Source organism: Achromobacter sp. Root565, from assembly GCF_001427425.1.
Lineage (GTDB): Bacteria > Pseudomonadota > Gammaproteobacteria > Burkholderiales > Burkholderiaceae_B > Achromobacter > Achromobacter spanius_D.
Genome location: NZ_LMGO01000001.1, coordinates 3,001,722 through 3,018,399 on the forward strand (window position 1 = coordinate 3,001,722; position 16,678 = coordinate 3,018,399).

Below are 16,678 nucleotides of genomic sequence, written 5' to 3' on the forward strand. Positions count from 1 at the left end.
CGGCCGAACGGGGACGGGCATCGCAAGATGCTTCTGGCACGAAATACTCTGCGCAAAAATGCCAAGCACGCTGTCCGTCCCAGCGTCCTGAAGATTTCTACTGATCGAGTCCGGTGCGGTGGCGGCCCGGGGTGCGCGGGGCGTCGATAAGCCCGAGGGAATCTGAAGGGAGCCGAAGGCGGACGAAGATGACGAAGGGGGAGTCCGGAGCGAAGGCTCCGGACCGCAATCGTGGCCCCGCGCGCCCCGGGTCGCCACCGCACCGGACGCCTTAAGAACCGAACCCGCCACCGAGCCGGACGCCTCAAGAACGATAGTCGCCAAGAAGCGCCACGCGTCTAAGTCGGACAACTCAAACGAGAATCCCCAACGCAACGCTAACCATCTCCCCGTTAAACTCCCGATAAAAAACACAACAGGAGGAGAAGACATGCGCATTCTGCTGGTCGAGGACAATCTCGATCTTGGCGATGCCGTTGAGAGCAAGCTGCGTTCGGCGGGTCATAGCGTGCAGTGGGTGCATGACGGCGTGCAGGCGTCGCGGTGGGCGCTCGATGAGACCTGGGATGCGCTTGTGTTGGACATCAACCTGCCCGGCAAGGATGGCTTCACGCTTATCCGTGAGTTGCGTGCCGCTGGGCTCGACGCGCCCGTGCTTGTCATGACCGCGCGCGCCGAAATCGAGGACAAGATCGACATGCTGGATCTTGGCGCCGATGATTACCTCGTCAAACCCTTTGACCTGCGCGAACTCGAAGCACGGTTGCGGGCGCTGTTGCGGCGGCCTGCGGGGCAGACCACCAGTGTTGCTCAATACGGCAATCTCAGTCTGGATTTGGCCAACCGGCATGTTGAACTCGCGGGTGCGCCGCTGGAGCTGGGCCGGCGTGAATTCCGGTTGCTTGAGATTCTGGTCGGAAAGCTTGGGCAGACCGTCGCCAAGGAACGCCTCATGAATCAGATCTTCGATCTGGACGACGGCTCGCTCAACGCGCTTGAGTTGCTTATCTCGCGGCTGCGCAAGAAGCTGGCCGGCGCGTCCGTCGACATCGTCACCGTGCGGGGCGTCGGGTATCAGGCCCGCAGCCATGAAAATCCCTGAAAGCTTTTCCATCCGGCAACGCGTCTTCACGCTGGGCGCCGTGTTGCTTGCGTGCGCGCTCATCGGGCTGGTGTTCTTCCTGCGCGGCTATGCCCAGCGTGCCGCGGAGCAGGCATTTGACCGCTTGCTCGCGGCCTCCGCGTTGACCATCGCCGGATCAGTTCAGATCGAAGACAACGAAGTCACCGTTGAGCCGCCCGTATCGTCGCTGGCCATGCTGTCCGGCGGCGAGCGTGTGTTCTACGAAGCGCGCACCTCCAACGGCAGGCTCATCACCGGTTATGGCGACCTTGCCCCCGGGCTGCCCCTCGCGCAGTCCGCCACGCCCGTCTTCACGTATTTGCGGTATCACGACGAACCCATTCGTGTCGCGACCGTCGGCCGCCTGGTGTCGGCCAGCCAGCATGCCGGCTGGGTCACGTTGCGCGTCGCCGAGACGCTGGGGTCGCGTGAGGCGTTGGCGGGTGAAATTTTGCAGCGCAGTGTGTTGCCACTGCTTGCCGTATCGCTGGTTGCACTGGGTCTCTTGTGGTTTGGCGTGCAGCGCGCCTTTGCGCCGTTGGCCGTCGTCGAACGCGAACTGCGCCGGCGGGCGCCGGATGATCTGGAGCCGCTATCCAAGCCCGTGCCGCGTGAGGTGCGGCGGCTCATTGAAGCGCTCAATGGCTTCATGCAGCGCCTGTCCGGGACCATGAACAGCCTCAATACGCTGGTGGCCGACGCTGCGCACCAGGTTCGCACACCGCTGGCATCGCTGCGCGCGCAGGCCGAGGTTGCGCTGGACGAGACCGATCCGCAGCGATTGCACGCGCGGCTTGAACGCATCCACCTGAACGCCACGCACGCCAGCCAGCTCATCAACCAGCTGCTGATGGACGCCACCATCACCCATCGCATGGGCAAGGGCGCCCGCGCGCTTGTCGGTGTGGCCGAGACCGTCAACGAAACGCGGCGGCGCATCGGGCCTTTGGATGCACAGCGGCTGCGCATCGCCATCGCGCCAGAGGTGCGCCGCGCGCGCATCGCGGGGGATCGTGTCGCGCTGCGCGAGATGTTGCGAAACCTGGTGGACAACGCCCTGCGCTACGCGCCTGAAGGGCCGGTTGAGATTCAGGCCACGCCGATCGCCGGCTATCGCGTCGCGCTCACCGTCTCGGACCGCGGGCCCGGCGTGGCCGACGATGAGAAGGAATCCGTGCAGCAGCGGTTCTCGCGCGGCCGTGCGGGGGAATCCCTGCCCGGGTCCGGATTGGGGCTGGCGATCGTGCGGTCGGTGGCCGTGGCTCATGGCGGCTCGCTGTGGCTGTTGGACCGGCCGGGCGGCGGCCTGACGGCTCGCGTCGTGCTGCCCTTGGCGCGCGCTGGAGCCGGGCGCGCGCTGGCCACCGCCGCGGCCACGCTCTGCGCGGCATGCCTGCTGCTGGCCGCGCCATCGGCCGACGTGCGGGCGGCCGGCGCCGAGACGCGCGCCGCTCCGATCCCCGAAGTCGTCACCCGCTACCCCGCCCCCCAACCCTCCTCCCGCGTCCTCACCATCGCCGGCCCGACCGACACGCCCGTCGTCGCGCCGCTCATCCAGGGCTTCCAGTCCCATCGCCCCGACGTCAGCGTCGTCTACCGCGAGATGGGCAGCCGCGAGCTCTACGAGGCCGCCATCGAAGGGCGTCTGCAGGATGTGGACGTGCTGATGAGTTCGGCATCCGACCTGCAGATCCGGCTTGCCAACGACGGCTACGCACAAAGCTACACCTCCCCCTACGCCGCGCGGCTGCCGTCGTGGGCAATATGGCGGCACGAGGTCTACGGCTTCACGTTCGAGCCCGCCGTCATCGTCTACAACCCCAAGCGCTTTGCTGAAGCAGCCGTGCCGCGTTCGCGCCAGGATCTGCTACGCCTGCTGGAACAGGATCCGTTGCGCCTGCGCGGGCGGATCGGCACCTACGACATCGCTGCCAGCAGCCTGGGTTATCTGCTGGCCGAACAGGATGAACTGGTCTCGTCCAACTTCTGGGGGCTGGCCAACGCCATGGGCCAGGCCGGCGTTCGGCTGGCGGCCACCAGCGCCGAGATCCTGGACGCCATAGAGCGCGACGAACTGGACATCGGCTACAACATCCTCGGCTCGTACGCCCTGTCGCGCCAGGCCGCGGGCCGGCCCATCGGCGTGGTGTTTCCGCAGGACTACGTGCTCGTGCTGGCGCGATCGGTGCTGATCGCGCGCACCGCCCCCAATCCGGACCTGGGCCGCGCGCTGGTGGACTGGCTGCTGTCGCCCGCCGGGCAGCAGGTCGCGTCCAGCCATGCCGCGCTGGGTTCCATCATGGAAGACACGCCGGGGCGCTGGACCTCCGAAGCAGTGCTGGCGCGGTCACAGGGCATCGTGCAGCCGGTGGTGTTGAGTCCGGCGCTGCTGGTCGGCCTGGACCAGCGCCGCCATTCGCGGTTCGTGCAGAACTGGATCCGGCTCGTCACCGATACGCCGCAGCGGCCGTAACGGCAACCCCATGCATGGCGCCGCCGCGGCCCAGGGATTTCCCCTAGCCGTCCGCGGCCGCCATGACAGGACGACGACAGACGCGCACTCCTAAGATGGCTGCACGCGGGCCCCAGAGCCCGCAACAAGCCAAATCAATCGGAGACAACATCCATGCTTGCCAAGTCCAAACTGGCGGCCGCCTGCGCCGCCGCATTCGCCATCGCCACCGGCAGCGCATTTGCGCAGGCAGTGCCCGCAGGCTATCCGGCCGACTACCAGAAGATCCTGGACGGCGCCAAGAAGGAAGGCAAGGTCGTCATCTATTCGACCACCGACACCAAGGCCGCCGGTCCCATCATCAAGGGCTTCGAAGCCCTGTATCCGGGCGTCAAGGTCGAATACAACGACATGAACAGCACCGAGCTCTACAACCGCTACATCAGCGAACAGGCGGCGGGCGGCGGCAGCGGCGACATCGTTTGGAGCTCGTCGATGGATTCGGCCTTGAAGCTGGCCACCGACTACGCGCTCAAGTACCAGTCGCCCGAAGCCGGCAAGCTGCCGGCCTGGGCCGTCTGGAAGGACTCGGCCTACGGCACGACGTACGAGCCGGCCGTCTTCATCTACAACAAGCGCCTCATTCCCGCCAACGAAGTGCCCACCACGCACGGCGCGCTGGCCAAGCTGATCGCCAGCCAGCCCGACAAGTTCAAGAACAAGGTCACCACCTACGACATCGAGAAGTCCGCGGTCGGGTTCATGCTGGCGGTGCAGGACAAGGCCAACGATCCCAAGTACTTCGAGACCCTCAAGGACATCGCCAAGGGCGGGCTGATCGTGCAGTCGTCTACCGGCACCATGATGGAACGCGTGTCCTCGGGCGAAAACCTGATCGGCTACAACATCCTGGGCTCTTACGCCGAGACGCGCGCCAAGAACGATCCGTCGCTGGGCGTGGCCTACCCCACCGACTACGCGCTGGTGCTCTCGCGCGTCGCGTTCATCAGCAAGAAGGCCAAGAACCGCAACGCCGCCAAGCTGTGGATGGACTACCTGCTGTCGCAGAAGGGCCAGGAGATCATGGCCAACCAGGCTGATCTGGCTTCCGTGCGCGATGACATCGAAGGCGACAACGACGTGGACGGCATGACCAAGAAGCTGGGCGCCTCGCTCAAGCCGATTCCGGTCAATGAAACGCTGCTGGACTACCTGGAGCAGAACAAGCGCCTGGAATTCATCAAGCAATGGCGGGCGGCAGCGGGCAAGTGATGCCCGGGCTCCGGGCGGCATCCATGCCTGGAGCCGCCGCCAACGCAGCGGACGGCACGCCGTCCGCCTGACCCTGCCCCGGGGCCGTCGTCCCCGGCGGCGCGGCCAACGCGTCATTTCCGACCACAGGATTTCCCATGCAGTCATTGCGCAGAAAATGGCAGTCCCTGCCACGCGGCGTGGTGGTGCTGATCACGGCGCTCGCCATCTACGTGCCGCTGTCGTTCATCATCATCCAGAGTTTTCTCTCGGCGCCGTTCTTTTCCCCGTCCAAGGCCTGGAGCCTGGACGCGTTCCGCTTCATCTTCGCGGATCCCGATTTCTACAAGGCGCTACGCAGCGGCTTCATCCTCGCATTCGGGCTGGCTGCCATCGCCATCCCGCTGGGCGGCATGCTGGCGTTCCTGATGATCCGCACCGACCTGCCGGGCCGCCGCTGGATCGAGCCGCTGATCCTGGTGCCGGTGTTCGTGTCGCCCATGGTGCTGGGCTTTGGCTACGTGGTCGCGGCCGGTCCGGTCGGCTTCTTCTCGACCTGGGTGCAGAACATCCTGGGCTTCGTGCCCTGGAACGTCTATTCGCTGACCAGCATCGTCATCATCGCGGGCCTCACGCACGTGCCGCACGCCTATCTGTACATCTCGTCGGCGCTGCGCAGCATGGGCTCCGACGTCGAAGAAGCCGCCCGCGTGGCCGGCGCTTCGCCGCTGCGCGTGATGGTGTCCGTCAGCCTGCCCATGGTGCGTCCCGCCATGCTGTACGCCACCGTGCTGCTCTTCTTCCTGGGCCTGGAGGTCTTCGGCCTGGTGCTGGTGCTGGGCGATCCGGAAGGCAACCTCGTGCTGGCCACGTATCTGTACAAGCTGACCAACAAGCTGGGCATTCCGTCCTATCACCTGATGGCCGCCGTGGCCGTGGTGCTGATCTGCATGACCATTCCGCTGGTGATGCTGCAGCGCCGCCTGATGCGCACCGCCAACCGCTTCGTCACCGTCAAGGGCAAGGCCTCGCGTGCGCGGCCGCTGCCGCTGGGCAAATGGCGCTGGGTGGCCGGCGCGGTGGTGGCGTTCTGGCTGTTCGTCACCATTATCGTGCCGCTGACCGGCGTGCTGCTGCGCGCGTTCGTGTCCAACTGGGGCCTGGGCGTCTCGCTCTTTGACGTGCTGTCGCTCGACGCCTTCCGTACCGTGTTCTCGCAGCCGAACCTGATGCGCGCCATCGTCAACTCCGTCGCCATCGGCGTCTTCGGCGGCGCGCTGGCGGTGATGTGCTACATGTTCGTGGGCCTTGCGATGCATCGCAAGCCAGACAACGTCACGCGCTTCATGGACTACAGCGTGCTCGTGCCGCGTGCGGTGCCGGGCCTGCTGGCCGGCCTGGCGTTCCTGTGGGTGTTCCTGTTCGTGCCGATGTGGCTGGACAACGCGCTGGACGTGGACGAGAACGGCTGGCTGTCTGCCCTACCCTTCGCGGAATGGCTGCGCGAGAACTTCGTCGAATGGCTGCGCGCCCTGCGCAGCACCATCTTCAGTGTGTGGCTTGCCTACACGGTGGTGTGGATGGCATACGGCCTGCGCCTGATCTCGTCGACCCTGCTGCAAGTGGGGCCCGAACTGGAAGAAGCCGCCCGCACCGCCGGCGCGCGCCGCGGCCAGGTCACCCGCCACGTCACGGTGCCGCTGGCCAAGTACGGCCTGATCGGCTCGTGGCTGCTGATGTTCCTGATCTTCGAGCGCGAATACTCCACCGGCGTCTATCTGCTGTCGCCCGGCACCGAGACCATCGGGTCCATGCTGGTGTCCTTGTGGGCCTCCGGCGCCATCGACATCGTGGCCGCGCTTTCCTTCATCAATATCGTTCTGGTCGTGATCGGCCTGGGCATCGCCCTGCGATTCGGAGTCAAACTTCATGATTGAGCTTTCTGTAGAAGACCTGCACCTGGACTACGGCGACAACCCGGTGCTCAAGGGCGTGTCGATGCAGCTGCGCCAGGGCGAAGTGGTGTCCTTGCTGGGCCCATCGGGCAGCGGCAAGACCACCCTGCTGCGCGCCGTGGCCGGCCTGGAAGGCCCCAAGCGCGGCCGCATCACCATCGGCGAGAACGTCGTCTATGACGGCGCGGCCCGCGCCGAGATCCCGGCCGAAGAACGCAACCTGGGGCTGGTGTTCCAGTCTTACGCGCTGTGGCCGCACAAGACGGTGTTCGAGAACGTTGCCTACCCGCTCAAGCTGCGCAAGACGCCGGGCGCCGAGGTCCGCGAACGCGTGCAGGCCGTGCTGGACCAGCTTGGGCTGGGCAAGCTGGGCCAGCGCCATCCGCACGCGCTGTCCGGCGGCCAGCAGCAGCGCGTGGCCATCGGCCGCGCGCTGGTCTACAGCCCGCCCGTCATCCTGCTGGACGAACCGCTGTCCAACCTGGATGCCAAGCTGCGCGAAGAGGCGCGCGCGTTCCTGCGCGAACTCATCATCCGCCTGGGCCTGTCCGCGCTGATGGTGACGCATGACCAAAGCGAAGCCATGGCAATCTCCGACCGCATCCTGCTGCTGAACAACGGCAAGATCGAACAGCAGGGCACGCCGCAGGAGATGTACGGATCGCCGTCCACACTGTTCACGGCGGAATTCATGGGCAGCAACAACCGGCTGGACGGCAAGGTCACCGAGCTGCGCGACGGACAGGCTCGGATCAAAGGCGCTGGCTGGTCGCTGTGGGGCAAGGCCGGCGCGGGCGTCGCCGCGGGACAGGACGCCACCGCGGTCATCCGCGTGGAGCAGGTGCGTCTTGCCGATGACCCGGACGGCAACCACGTCGACATGCCGCTTCTGACCAGCATGTATCTGGGCGACCGCTGGGAGTACCTGTTCCGCACGCCGGACGCCGATCCCGCCCGCAGCCTCGCCCTGCGCGCCTATGGCCCCGAGGGCCGCGAACCGGGTCCCTGCCGCCTGGCGCTACCTGCCAGCAAGGTGTGGATCTTCCCCCGGGCCTCCGCCTGACGGGGTCTAGGCCTTCCGTCCGAGGGCGAATACCGCCTTCGGACGGACCGCGCGGCGGGCGTGGACTCGCCTTACAATGCGCTGGTGCAACGCGCTGATTCTCCCTCCATGCTGAGCCGTTACCTCTGGTGGCTGGGCGCCCCCGCCCAGCACTACCTGCGTATCGGCATCGCGATATCGCTGTTGGTGCACGCCGGCGCGCTGGCGTGGCGCTTCAGCGCGCCCACGCAGACGCGCCCGCCCGTGACCAGCCTGGAAGTCGTGCTGCTCAATGCCCGCAGCGAGACGCCGCCGGAAAACCCGCGCACCGTCGCGCAGAATCAGATGACGGGCGGCGGCAACGCCGACCGCGGCGTGTCCACCACCCCGCTTCCCCAGACCGGCAGCTCGGCCGAGACCATCGTCCTGGAAGCCATGCGCCAGCGCCAGGTGCAACTGGAGGCCGAACAGGCCCGCCTCATGACCCAGTTGCGCTCGCCGCACAACGCCGGCCCCGAGCGCCAGGCGGTCAACCCGTGGCCCGACGGCGCCGACGTCGGCCAGGACGCCCAGGACCAGGCCAGCGTCATCCAGAACGCCCAGGTGGCGGCGCTGGCGGCGCGGGTCCAGCAGTACAGCGCCGAGCCGCGTAAACAGTTCATCGCGCCCTCCGCCGAGGCGTCCCGCTACGCCGGCTACCTGGATGCCTGGCGCACCCGGATCGAGACGGTCGGCACCCAGCATTACCCCGACGAGGCGCGCGGCCGCATTTACGGGTCGCTGCGCATCACCGTATCGGTGCGCGCCGATGGCAGCATCGCCGAGGTCGAGATCGACCAGCCGTCGCCGCACGCGGTCCTGAACCAGGCGGCGCGCCGCATCGTCCAGCTTGCCGCGCCCTTTCCCCCTTTCCCGCCCGATATCGCCCGCGATACGGACGTGCTGGTCATCACCCGCACCTGGCATTTCGTCAACGACACTCTGGAAACACAGGCCCCATGACCGAGGCGATTCCTCAAGCCCGCTACGCCGTCATCGGCAACCCCATCGCGCATAGCCGCTCGCCTCAGATCCACGCCATGTTTTCGCAGCAGACCGGCAAGCCCCTGCGCTACGAGCGCCTGCTTGCGCCGGTGGACGGCTTTGCCGACGCCGTCGCCGCCTTCGTGGCGGACGGCGGTCTGGGCCTGAATGTCACGGTGCCTTTCAAGCTTGACGCCTATGCGCTGGCGTCGGGCCGCCTGTCGAACCGCGCCCGGCTGGCAGGCGCGGTAAATACCCTTTCCTGGCGCGATGGCGTCTGGCACGGCTGCAACACCGACGGCGTGGGCCTGGTCAATGACCTGCTGCGCCTGGGCGTGCGCCTGCCGGGCGCCGCCGTGCTGCTGGTCGGCGCCGGCGGCGCAGCGCGCGGCGTCCTGCAGCCCCTGGCCGAGGCCGGCTGCAGCCGTATTCACATCGTTAACCGCACCGCCGCCCGCGCCGAGGAACTGGCCGCGGCCTGGGGCGCGAGCGGCGTGTCGCCGCAAACCCAGGTGACCGCGGGCGCCCTGGCCACCGCCGCCGTCTCCGGCGGCTGGAACCTGGTCATCAACGCCACCGCCAGCGGCCTGCAGAACGCCGCGCCCGATCTGCCGCCCGGCCTGTACGCCGACGGCGCCGCCGCCTACGACATGATGTACGGCGCGCAGCCCACCGCCTTCATGCGGCAGGCCGACGCCGACGGCGCAGCCCTGACCGCAGACGGGCTGGGCATGCTGGTCGGCCAGGCCGCCGAGAGCTTTTTCATCTGGCACGGCGTGCGCCCCGATGCCGCGCCCGTCCTGACGGCGCTGCGCGAGGCGCTGGCAGCCGGAAGCTGAACGGCATGGCGACGCGCACGGGCCGCAGCGGCGGCCGAAATTGGTTCCGGATCACCACCGGTTTGGTGATGGCGCTGGTGTGCGCGATCCTGCTGTACCAATTCTGGCTGTTCGCCCAGGTGGTCTGGTACAACTACCGCGACCCGGGCAGCAGCGCGATGATGCGCGAAGAGCTGTCGCGCTTGCGCAAGGAAGACCCGGCGATCGAGCTGAAGTACGAATGGGTCGCCTACGACAAGATCAACCGCTCGCTCAAGCGCGCGGTGATCGCCTCCGAGGATTCCAATTTCACGGGCCACGACGGGGTCGAATGGGACGCCATCCGCAAGGCCTGGGAATACAACCAGAAACAGGAAGAGGCAGGGCGCTCGAAGATGCGCGGTGGCTCCACCATCACCCAGCAACTGGCCAAAAATCTGTTCCTGTCGGGCTCGCGCAGTTACCTGCGCAAGGGCCAGGAACTGGTCCTGGCCTACATGATCGAACACGTCATGAGCAAGGAACGGATCCTGGAGCTCTACCTGAACGTCGCCGAGTGGGGCGTGGGCGTGTTCGGCGCCCAGGCCGCCGCCAAGCATTATTTCAATACCACCGCCGCCAACCTGGGGAACAGCCAGTCCGCCCGGCTGGCGGCCATGCTGCCCAACCCGCGCTTCTATGACAGCCACCGCAAGTCCAACTATCTGAATTCCCGGGTCGGCGTGTTGACACGCCGGATGCAGATGGTCGACATCCCCTGAAAGGGGAACCGGACAAATCGGTCCCGCCGGCCGTCTTCCGGCTGCGGGATTTGTTAAGCTTTCACGTTTACGCGCTCCACTCCCTTTTCCTTCATGCGTACCGCACGTCGCTACCTGGCCCGAGAGGTCTATCGCTCTTGCGCAGTGGTCCTTCTGGCCCTGCTAGGCCTTTTCACGTTCTTCGCTCTGGTGGACGACCTGGACAACGTGGGCGACAAGTTCTCCATGATGGCCCTGCTGTACATGCAGGCGCTGGCGATCCCCACCCGTCTCTATGACCTGCTGCCCATCGGGCTCCTGATCGGTGCCATTCTGGCGCTGGCGGGCTTGGCCCAACGCAACGAACTCGTCATCCTGCGGGTCTCGGGGGTCAGCGGCATGAAGCTGCTGCGGATGCTCTGGATCGTCACGATTCCGCTGATGATCGGCGCAGGCCTGTTGTCCGAATACGTCACGCCCTGGGCCGAGGTCAAGACCGGCGAGGCCAACCTGATGTTCCGCGGCAAGGCCGGCGGCGACCGCCTCAAAAGCGGCTACTGGTTCAAGGAACCCACCGCCAATGGCGGCACCCGCATCATCAACATCGCCGAACTGAAGGGCGACGGCCAGGTGGCCGGCGTGACCCTCTACGAATTCAAGAAAGACCTGACGTTGTCGGCGCTGTCCACCGCCCCCACGGGCACGTTCACGCGCGGCGACCTGGTCCTCAAGGACGTCTCCGAAACCCGCCTGGACGCCGAGGCCGCCGAGGCGCTCGCCAACGCCCGCCCCCCCAAAAACCCGCCCGCCACGGTCGTGAAGCTGCCCGAACGCTCCATCGACACCACGCTCAGCGCCGAACGCCTGCTGGCGCGCGTGCTGACGCCCGAGCGCATGTCGATCGTCACGCTGCTCGACTACGTGGATTACCTGCGGGACAACCAGCTTCAATACGGCCGCCAGGTCGTCGCCCTGTGGCGCAAACTGGCCTACCCCTTCACCCTGCTGGTGATGATCACCATCGCCGCCCCCATCGGCCTCATGCAGACCCGCCGCGGCGGCGTCGGCGCCAAGGTTTTCGTGGGCATCCTGCTGGGCGTGGGCTTCTTCATGCTGAACCAGCTTGCGCTGAACGTCGGCATGCTGGGCAAGTGGCCGCCCTGGCTGACCGCCCTGGGCCCGAACCTGGGCGCCATGGCGCTGGCGCTGGGCGCCATGAGCTACATGGAATACCGCCACACCATCACCCGTGTCGTCCAACAACGTTGGCCTTGGAGCAAGAGTCCCGCATGAACGGCAGTATCTGGATGATCGGCGACGTGCAGGGCTGCTGCTCGCCGCTGGATCGCTTGCTGTCCCACCCGGACCTGGTTGGCGATCCCAAGTCGCGCTTCTGGTTTGCCGGCGACCTGGTCAACCGCGGCCCGCAGTCGCTAGAAACCCTGCGCCGCATCATCGACCTGGGCGACCGCGCAACGGTGGTCCTGGGCAACCACGACCTGCACCTGCTGGCCGCGGCCGCGGGTGTGCGCAAGCCGTCCAAATCGGACACGCTGGAATCCATCCTGCGGGCACCGGACGCGACGGACCTGCTCAACTGGCTGCGGTTCCGCCCGTTGGCGCATTTCGAGCAGAACCACCTGCTGGTCCACGCGGGCACCCTGGCCAAATGGGACGTCGCCAAAACGCTGGCCCTGGCCGGCGAAGTCCAGGACGCGCTACGCGGGCCGAACTGGCAGAAGGCCCTTCAAAAGATGTACGGCAACGAGCCGGCCACCTGGAAGGAAGACCACAAGGGCGGCAAGCGGATGCGGGTGATCATCAACGCGCTGACGCGGATCCGTTTGTGCACGCCGAACGGGCATATGGAATTTGCGACGAAGGTGACGCCGGGGGCATGGCCGCCCGGGTTGGTGCCTTGGTTCGATGTGCCTAATCGTGCGACGCGTAACGTCACGACGGTGTTTGGACATTGGTCGACGTTGGGGTTGTTGCAGCGGCCGGACGTGATTTGCCTGGATACGGGATGTGTTTGGGGTGGGTCGTTGACTGCTTTGCGGTTGCAGGATCGGAAGCTCGTGCAGGTTAAGTGTTCGCAGTTTCAGGATCCGATGGCGGAGTGAGTGCTGGGCGGTGAGTGGTCTTCGTAGGCTGCGAAATGTCTTCGTAGCTGCAATGCTGTCTTCGTAAGCAAGCCCGTCTTCGTAGGTCGCCCGACGCCGCGGTCACCGGGGAGGCGATCGCCCACGATTGCGGTCCGGAGCCTTCGCTCCGGACTCCCCCGTTGTCATCTTCGTCCCGGCCTGCGGCCGCTCCTTCAGATTCCCTCGGGCGCATCGACGGCGCTCGCCTCCCCGGTGACCACGACGCCGTGCTGCTAGGGTCTTTGGTTTGCGCGCTGCAAGACCTGTGGACAGGGAAGGAGATCTGCGGGGCCGCCGGATTGCTGCCGCCCGGGCGGCGGCAACCCGGCATCGGGTCGGTGGGACGTCGTGGCGGAGTGCGCTGCGCGCTGGCGGAGGGTGGTTTGCTGGTGGCCGCCGTCACGGTGGGTGGGGCGGTGATGGGCGGCGCGGCGACGGTCCGCCACAGCTTGCCGACCGGTTCGCGCCGCCCATCGGGCACTTGAGTTCAAGTGACGATTAGCGGCGTGCCGTGTTCGCACGACGGTGTCAGACACCCGAATCGGTCCTACAAATCTACTGCCGTCTGCTGGTGTCAGACACCCGAATCAGTCCTACGAATCTGCTGGAGTCAGACACCCCACAAAAAACAAGCGCCTTTGCCAAGATGGGTGTCTGACACCCTTGGAACGCCGCTTCAAGCTTGAAGTCCGTGTATGCGGGTGTCAGACACCCAAGCGCCACGTACGCGCGAAGCGTCAATATCACAACGCAAGACGCCGCGTAAGTCGCCGGAGGCCGCCCGCGCGGCCGAACGGGGACGGGCATCGCAAGATGCTGCTAGCCCGAAGGTCTCTGCACAAAAACGCAAAGCACGCTGATCGTCCCAGCGCCCGGCAAATTTCAATTGCCCGAGTCCGGTGCGGTGGCGGCCCGGGGTGCGCGGGGCGTCGATAAGCCCGAGGCAATCTGAAGGGAGCCGAAGGCGGACGAAGATGACGAAGGGGGAGTCCGGAGCGAAGGCTCCGGACCGCAATCGTGGACCCGCGCGCCCCGGGCCGCCACCGTGCCGGACGCCTTAAGAATCAAACCCGCCACCGAACCGGACACGTCAGTAACTAACACCGCATCAACAGCAAGCAGCGTGCAAAACCTACGGTGCTAGTCCACAGCCCGCGAGAAACCACGCAAATCAAAGCACCCGAGCAATCGCATCCCGAGCCTGATGCGACAGTTCCAGCCGCGTCGGCAAACTCCCATCCGGATGACGCGCAGCCAGCGGCGACAGAAAGACCACTTCGACGGATAACCCGGTCACTCCCAGCACCCGCCAAAGATTACCCACCAGCGACTCTTCACCCACAAACGCCGCGTACCCGCTGCGCTTGCCGTGCTGCATGAACCGCAGCGCCACGGGTTGGATTTCAATAGCCGCCGCGCGGGCGGGTTCGAAGAGGCTGGCGTGGAAAGGGAGGAGGTCGAAGCCTTCGGTCGTTGTGCCTTCCGGAAACAGCCCCACCGCGTCGCCCTGTTTGAAGCGGGCCTGCATCGACTCCCCCATCGCATGGACCGCGTGGCGCTGGCCGCGTTCGATGAAGAGCGTGCCCGCGCCGGCGACCAGCCAGCCGATCACCGGCCACGCGCGGATTTCGCTCTTGGCCACGAAGGATGTCGCGCGGGCCGAGTTCAGGACGAAGATGTCGACCCAGGACACGTGGTTGGCCACCAGCAGCACAGGGCCTTCCAGGCGGGGTTCGCCCTTGAGGACGACCTTCACGCCGCAGGCCGCCATCAGCCAGCGCGACCAGCGGCGGTTCAGGCGGGCGCGGGCCGCGGGGCGCATCAGGGGGTAGGCCAGGCCCACGCTCAGCAGGCCGAAAATGATCAGGGGCAGGACAAGGCTCAGCCGTAGGACAAAGCGCAGCAGCTTCAAACTGGAGTCTCCCAGGCCGGTTGGCCACCGACCACGGTGGCTCGCACTCGACCGGGCAGCATCATACCTGCGAAAGGTGTCTGGGCGCTGCGGCTTTGCAGGGCTGCGGGCATCACCATCCATTCGGTGTCCAGGTCCGCCAGGCACAGGTCTGCCGGCGCATCCACACCCAGGTGGCCGCATGGGCCCAGGTGCGGCGCGACGGCGGACAGCACCGCGGCCGGGCCCGACGTCACGCGCGCCAGCGCGTCACCGACAGGACGGCGGCCATCACGCGCCCACTTCAGGGCCAGCGACAGCAGCAGTTCAAGACCGGTTGCGCCGGGCGTGGCGGCCGCGAACGGGGCCGCCTTGCCGCGGGCGTCCACCGGCGTGTGATCCGAGCAGAGCGCATCGATCACGCCGTCCGCCAGCGCCGCCTGGAGCGCGTCGCGGTCGCGTTGGCCGCGCAGCGGCGGCAACAGGTGGTGATTCGTGTCGAAGAAGCCGATGTCCACGTCTGTCAGCAGCAGGCTGTTCATGGACACATCCGCCGTCACAGGCAGGCCTTCGCGGCGGGCCGCGCGCAGCAGGTCCACGCCGGCCGCTGTCGACAGGCGCGACAGATGCACGCGCGCGCCTGTCGCGCGCTGCAATTCGAATATCGTGTGCAGCGCCACGGTCTCTGCCTGCGCCGGCATGCCTTCCAGGCCCAGGCGTTCCGCGTACGGGCCGCTGGCGGCCGAGGTGTCGCGTGCAAGCCAGGGGTCCTGCGGACGCAGCCACAGCGTCTGGCCCAGGCCGCTTGCGTAGCGCATCGCCCCCCACAGCACCCGCGTGTCGGGCGCCAGGGATTCGCCCTGCGCGAACGCGATGCAGCCCGCGCGCGCCAGCAGCGCCATTTCCGTCAGGGTTTCGCCCGCCAGGCCCACGGTCATCGCGCCCAACGGGAGGATGGCGCACTGCCCTGCCTGCGCGTGGCGCATCAGCGCCTCGATCTTGGTCGGTTCGTCTGGCGCGCTTTCGGAATCGGGCGGCAGCACCAGGCGCGTCACGCCACCGGCCAATGCCGCGCGCAATTCAGCGGGCGCGAATCCCCCGTGACCCGCGTTGCCCGCTTGCGCGACGCGTGCCGACAGGTCGATCAGGCCAGGCAGGACAGCCAGGCCCTTTGCATCGATATGCCGATCGGCCTGGAAGGCGTCGGGCGCCGCGCCAACCGCGACAATACGGCCCGCGGCGATGTAGAGGTCGTGCTGGCCATCCACGCCGTTTGCGGGATCGATCAGCCGTCCGTTGGCAATGTGCAGCCTCATGGCGCCGCTCCGGCCAGCGCGCGCAGCACCGCCACGCGCAGCGGTTGTTCAAGGGCCGCGAGACGCGCCTCGGCGGGTTCAAGCGCGGCAGCGATGTCGCCGTCCACTTCCACGCCGGGCGCCAGCCGGCCGGCGGGCAACAGCAGCACATCGGGTTTCGCGGCCGCCAGCGCCGCGGGCGTGATGCCGTGGGTGCAGGCGTACTCGCGCGCGGAAGGAAGCTGCGCGCCGCTGATCTCTTCGACATTCAGCGGCAGCGCGATCACCACGTCCGCATCGCTCAGACTTTCCTGCAGCGTGGCGCAGGCGCGCACGCCCAGTTGGGCAAGGCCGTCCGGCAGCAGCGTGCGCGGCGCCGCAACGCGCACTTCCGGCACGCCCAGCGTGGTCAGCAGATGGATCACGGAACGCGCCACGCCGGCGTGGCGGATGTCGCCCACCAGCGTCACGACGAGGCTGGTGAGGTCAGGCTTGATCTCGGTGATGGCCTGCACCAGCGCCAGCGCGGGCACGGGATCGGCATGCCGGCCGTCGCCCGCATTGAGCACGTGCAGGCCCGGCGCGGAATGAGCGGCGGCGCAATGGGCCGCGCCGCTCTGGCCGTGGCGCAGGATCAGCACGCCCGGCGCCAGCGCGGCGACCGTCTCGGCAAGCGCCAGGGCGGCTTGCGCCTCCAGCGGCACCGGCAGCATCGACAGACTGGCCGCGGCGGCGGCGTAGGCGTCGCGGTCCGCAGTGTTCGTGTCCGGCAAACACAGGAACACCGGCATTTCCGGCGCGGCATGCGGCGGCGAATCGTCGGACGCCGACTGCGCGCGCGCCATGTCAAGCAGCCGCTCGACGTGCCGGCGGGGCAGCCCTTCCGTGGTCAGCAGATGTGTGAGTTCGCCGCGGCGATCGAGTTGCGGATTGAGCATGGGCAA

Annotated in this window: 13 protein-coding genes; 10 read left to right on the forward strand and 3 right to left on the reverse strand. The window is 67.1% G+C overall.

Annotated features, from left to right (window positions below; genetic code table 11):
• Nucleotides 1-430 precede the first annotated feature (430 nt).
• The 10 genes from ASD71_RS13470 to ASD71_RS13515 all read left to right on the forward strand — a co-directional run bounded on the left by ASD71_RS13470 (nt 431) and on the right by ASD71_RS13515 (nt 12,527).
• Nucleotides 431-1,102 (forward strand): response regulator transcription factor, encoded by a 672-nt coding sequence (locus ASD71_RS13470; RefSeq protein ID WP_056564482.1) that lies wholly within the window; start codon nt 431-433, stop codon nt 1,100-1,102.
• On the forward strand, nt 1,089-3,596 hold the full coding sequence (locus ASD71_RS13475) for an extracellular solute-binding protein (protein ID WP_056564486.1): 2,508 nt from the start codon (nt 1,089-1,091) through the stop codon (nt 3,594-3,596). The genes ASD71_RS13470 and ASD71_RS13475 overlap by 14 nt, the downstream gene beginning before the upstream one ends.
• Nucleotides 3,597-3,749: 153 nt before the next feature.
• Nucleotides 3,750-4,847, forward strand: coding sequence for an ABC transporter substrate-binding protein (locus ASD71_RS13480; RefSeq protein WP_056564489.1), 1,098 nt, complete (start codon nt 3,750-3,752; stop codon nt 4,845-4,847).
• 137 nt (nt 4,848-4,984) lie between these two features.
• Nucleotides 4,985-6,763 (forward strand): iron ABC transporter permease, encoded by a 1,779-nt coding sequence (locus ASD71_RS13485; protein WP_056564492.1) that lies wholly within the window; start codon nt 4,985-4,987, stop codon nt 6,761-6,763.
• Entirely contained in the window at nt 6,756-7,844 is a 1,089-nt protein-coding gene (locus tag ASD71_RS13490) for an ABC transporter ATP-binding protein (protein ID WP_056564495.1), read from the forward strand. Before ASD71_RS13485 ends, ASD71_RS13490 begins: the two co-directional genes overlap by 8 nt.
• An 81-nt stretch (nt 7,845-7,925) precedes the next feature.
• A complete protein-coding gene (locus ASD71_RS13495) occupies nt 7,926-8,825 on the forward strand; it encodes a TonB family protein (RefSeq protein WP_156395206.1) in 900 nt (299 codons plus the stop codon).
• Nucleotides 8,822-9,685: a shikimate dehydrogenase gene (gene aroE / locus ASD71_RS13500; protein ID WP_056564499.1), complete on the forward strand. Its 864-nt coding sequence runs from the start codon at nt 8,822-8,824 to the stop codon at nt 9,683-9,685. The genes ASD71_RS13495 and aroE overlap by 4 nt, the downstream gene beginning before the upstream one ends.
• A 5-nt stretch (nt 9,686-9,690) precedes the next feature.
• Nucleotides 9,691-10,425: a monofunctional biosynthetic peptidoglycan transglycosylase gene (gene mtgA, locus ASD71_RS13505; RefSeq protein WP_056564501.1), complete on the forward strand. Its 735-nt coding sequence runs from the start codon at nt 9,691-9,693 to the stop codon at nt 10,423-10,425.
• Nucleotides 10,426-10,518: 93 nt separating this feature from the next.
• Complete coding sequence (gene lptG / locus ASD71_RS13510) at nt 10,519-11,697, forward strand: LPS export ABC transporter permease LptG (protein ID WP_056564503.1); 1,179 nt, start codon at nt 10,519-10,521, stop codon at nt 11,695-11,697.
• Entirely contained in the window at nt 11,694-12,527 is an 834-nt protein-coding gene (locus ASD71_RS13515; RefSeq protein WP_056564506.1) for a symmetrical bis(5'-nucleosyl)-tetraphosphatase, read from the forward strand. The genes lptG and ASD71_RS13515 overlap by 4 nt, the downstream gene beginning before the upstream one ends.
• A 1,192-nt stretch (nt 12,528-13,719) precedes the next feature.
• Here ASD71_RS13515 and ASD71_RS13520 read toward each other — a convergent pair.
• Genes ASD71_RS13520 through ASD71_RS13530 form a run of 3 tightly spaced genes read right to left on the reverse strand, consistent with a single transcriptional unit; the run spans nt 13,720 to nt 16,672 of the window.
• Entirely contained in the window at nt 13,720-14,460 is a 741-nt protein-coding gene (locus tag ASD71_RS13520; RefSeq protein ID WP_056564507.1) for a 1-acyl-sn-glycerol-3-phosphate acyltransferase, read from the reverse strand.
• Complete coding sequence (locus ASD71_RS13525; protein WP_056564510.1) at nt 14,457-15,755, reverse strand: dihydroorotase; 1,299 nt, start codon at nt 15,753-15,755, stop codon at nt 14,457-14,459. The genes ASD71_RS13520 and ASD71_RS13525 overlap by 4 nt, the downstream gene beginning before the upstream one ends.
• Entirely contained in the window at nt 15,752-16,672 is a 921-nt protein-coding gene (locus ASD71_RS13530; protein ID WP_056566880.1) for an aspartate carbamoyltransferase, read from the reverse strand. The genes ASD71_RS13525 and ASD71_RS13530 overlap by 4 nt, the downstream gene beginning before the upstream one ends.
• Between the last annotated feature and the right edge of the window lie 6 nt (nt 16,673-16,678).

Coding starts and splice junctions, on each gene's coding strand:
- ASD71_RS13475 (WP_056564486.1), top strand. CDS start 1,089: ATGAAAATCCCTGAAAGCTTTTCCATCCGGCAACGCGTCTTCACGCTG.
- ASD71_RS13525 (WP_056564510.1), bottom strand. CDS start 15,755: ATGAGGCTGCACATTGCCAACGGACGGCTGATCGATCCCGCAAACGGC.
- ASD71_RS13515 (WP_056564506.1), top strand. CDS start 11,694: ATGAACGGCAGTATCTGGATGATCGGCGACGTGCAGGGCTGCTGCTCG.
- ASD71_RS13485 (WP_056564492.1), top strand. CDS start 4,985: ATGCAGTCATTGCGCAGAAAATGGCAGTCCCTGCCACGCGGCGTGGTG.
- mtgA (WP_056564501.1), top strand. CDS start 9,691: ATGGCGACGCGCACGGGCCGCAGCGGCGGCCGAAATTGGTTCCGGATC.
- aroE (WP_056564499.1), top strand. CDS start 8,822: ATGACCGAGGCGATTCCTCAAGCCCGCTACGCCGTCATCGGCAACCCC.
- ASD71_RS13470 (WP_056564482.1), top strand. CDS start 431: ATGCGCATTCTGCTGGTCGAGGACAATCTCGATCTTGGCGATGCCGTT.
- lptG (WP_056564503.1), top strand. CDS start 10,519: ATGCGTACCGCACGTCGCTACCTGGCCCGAGAGGTCTATCGCTCTTGC.
- ASD71_RS13490 (WP_056564495.1), top strand. CDS start 6,756: ATGATTGAGCTTTCTGTAGAAGACCTGCACCTGGACTACGGCGACAAC.
- ASD71_RS13530 (WP_056566880.1), bottom strand. CDS start 16,672: ATGCTCAATCCGCAACTCGATCGCCGCGGCGAACTCACACATCTGCTG.
- ASD71_RS13480 (WP_056564489.1), top strand. CDS start 3,750: ATGCTTGCCAAGTCCAAACTGGCGGCCGCCTGCGCCGCCGCATTCGCC.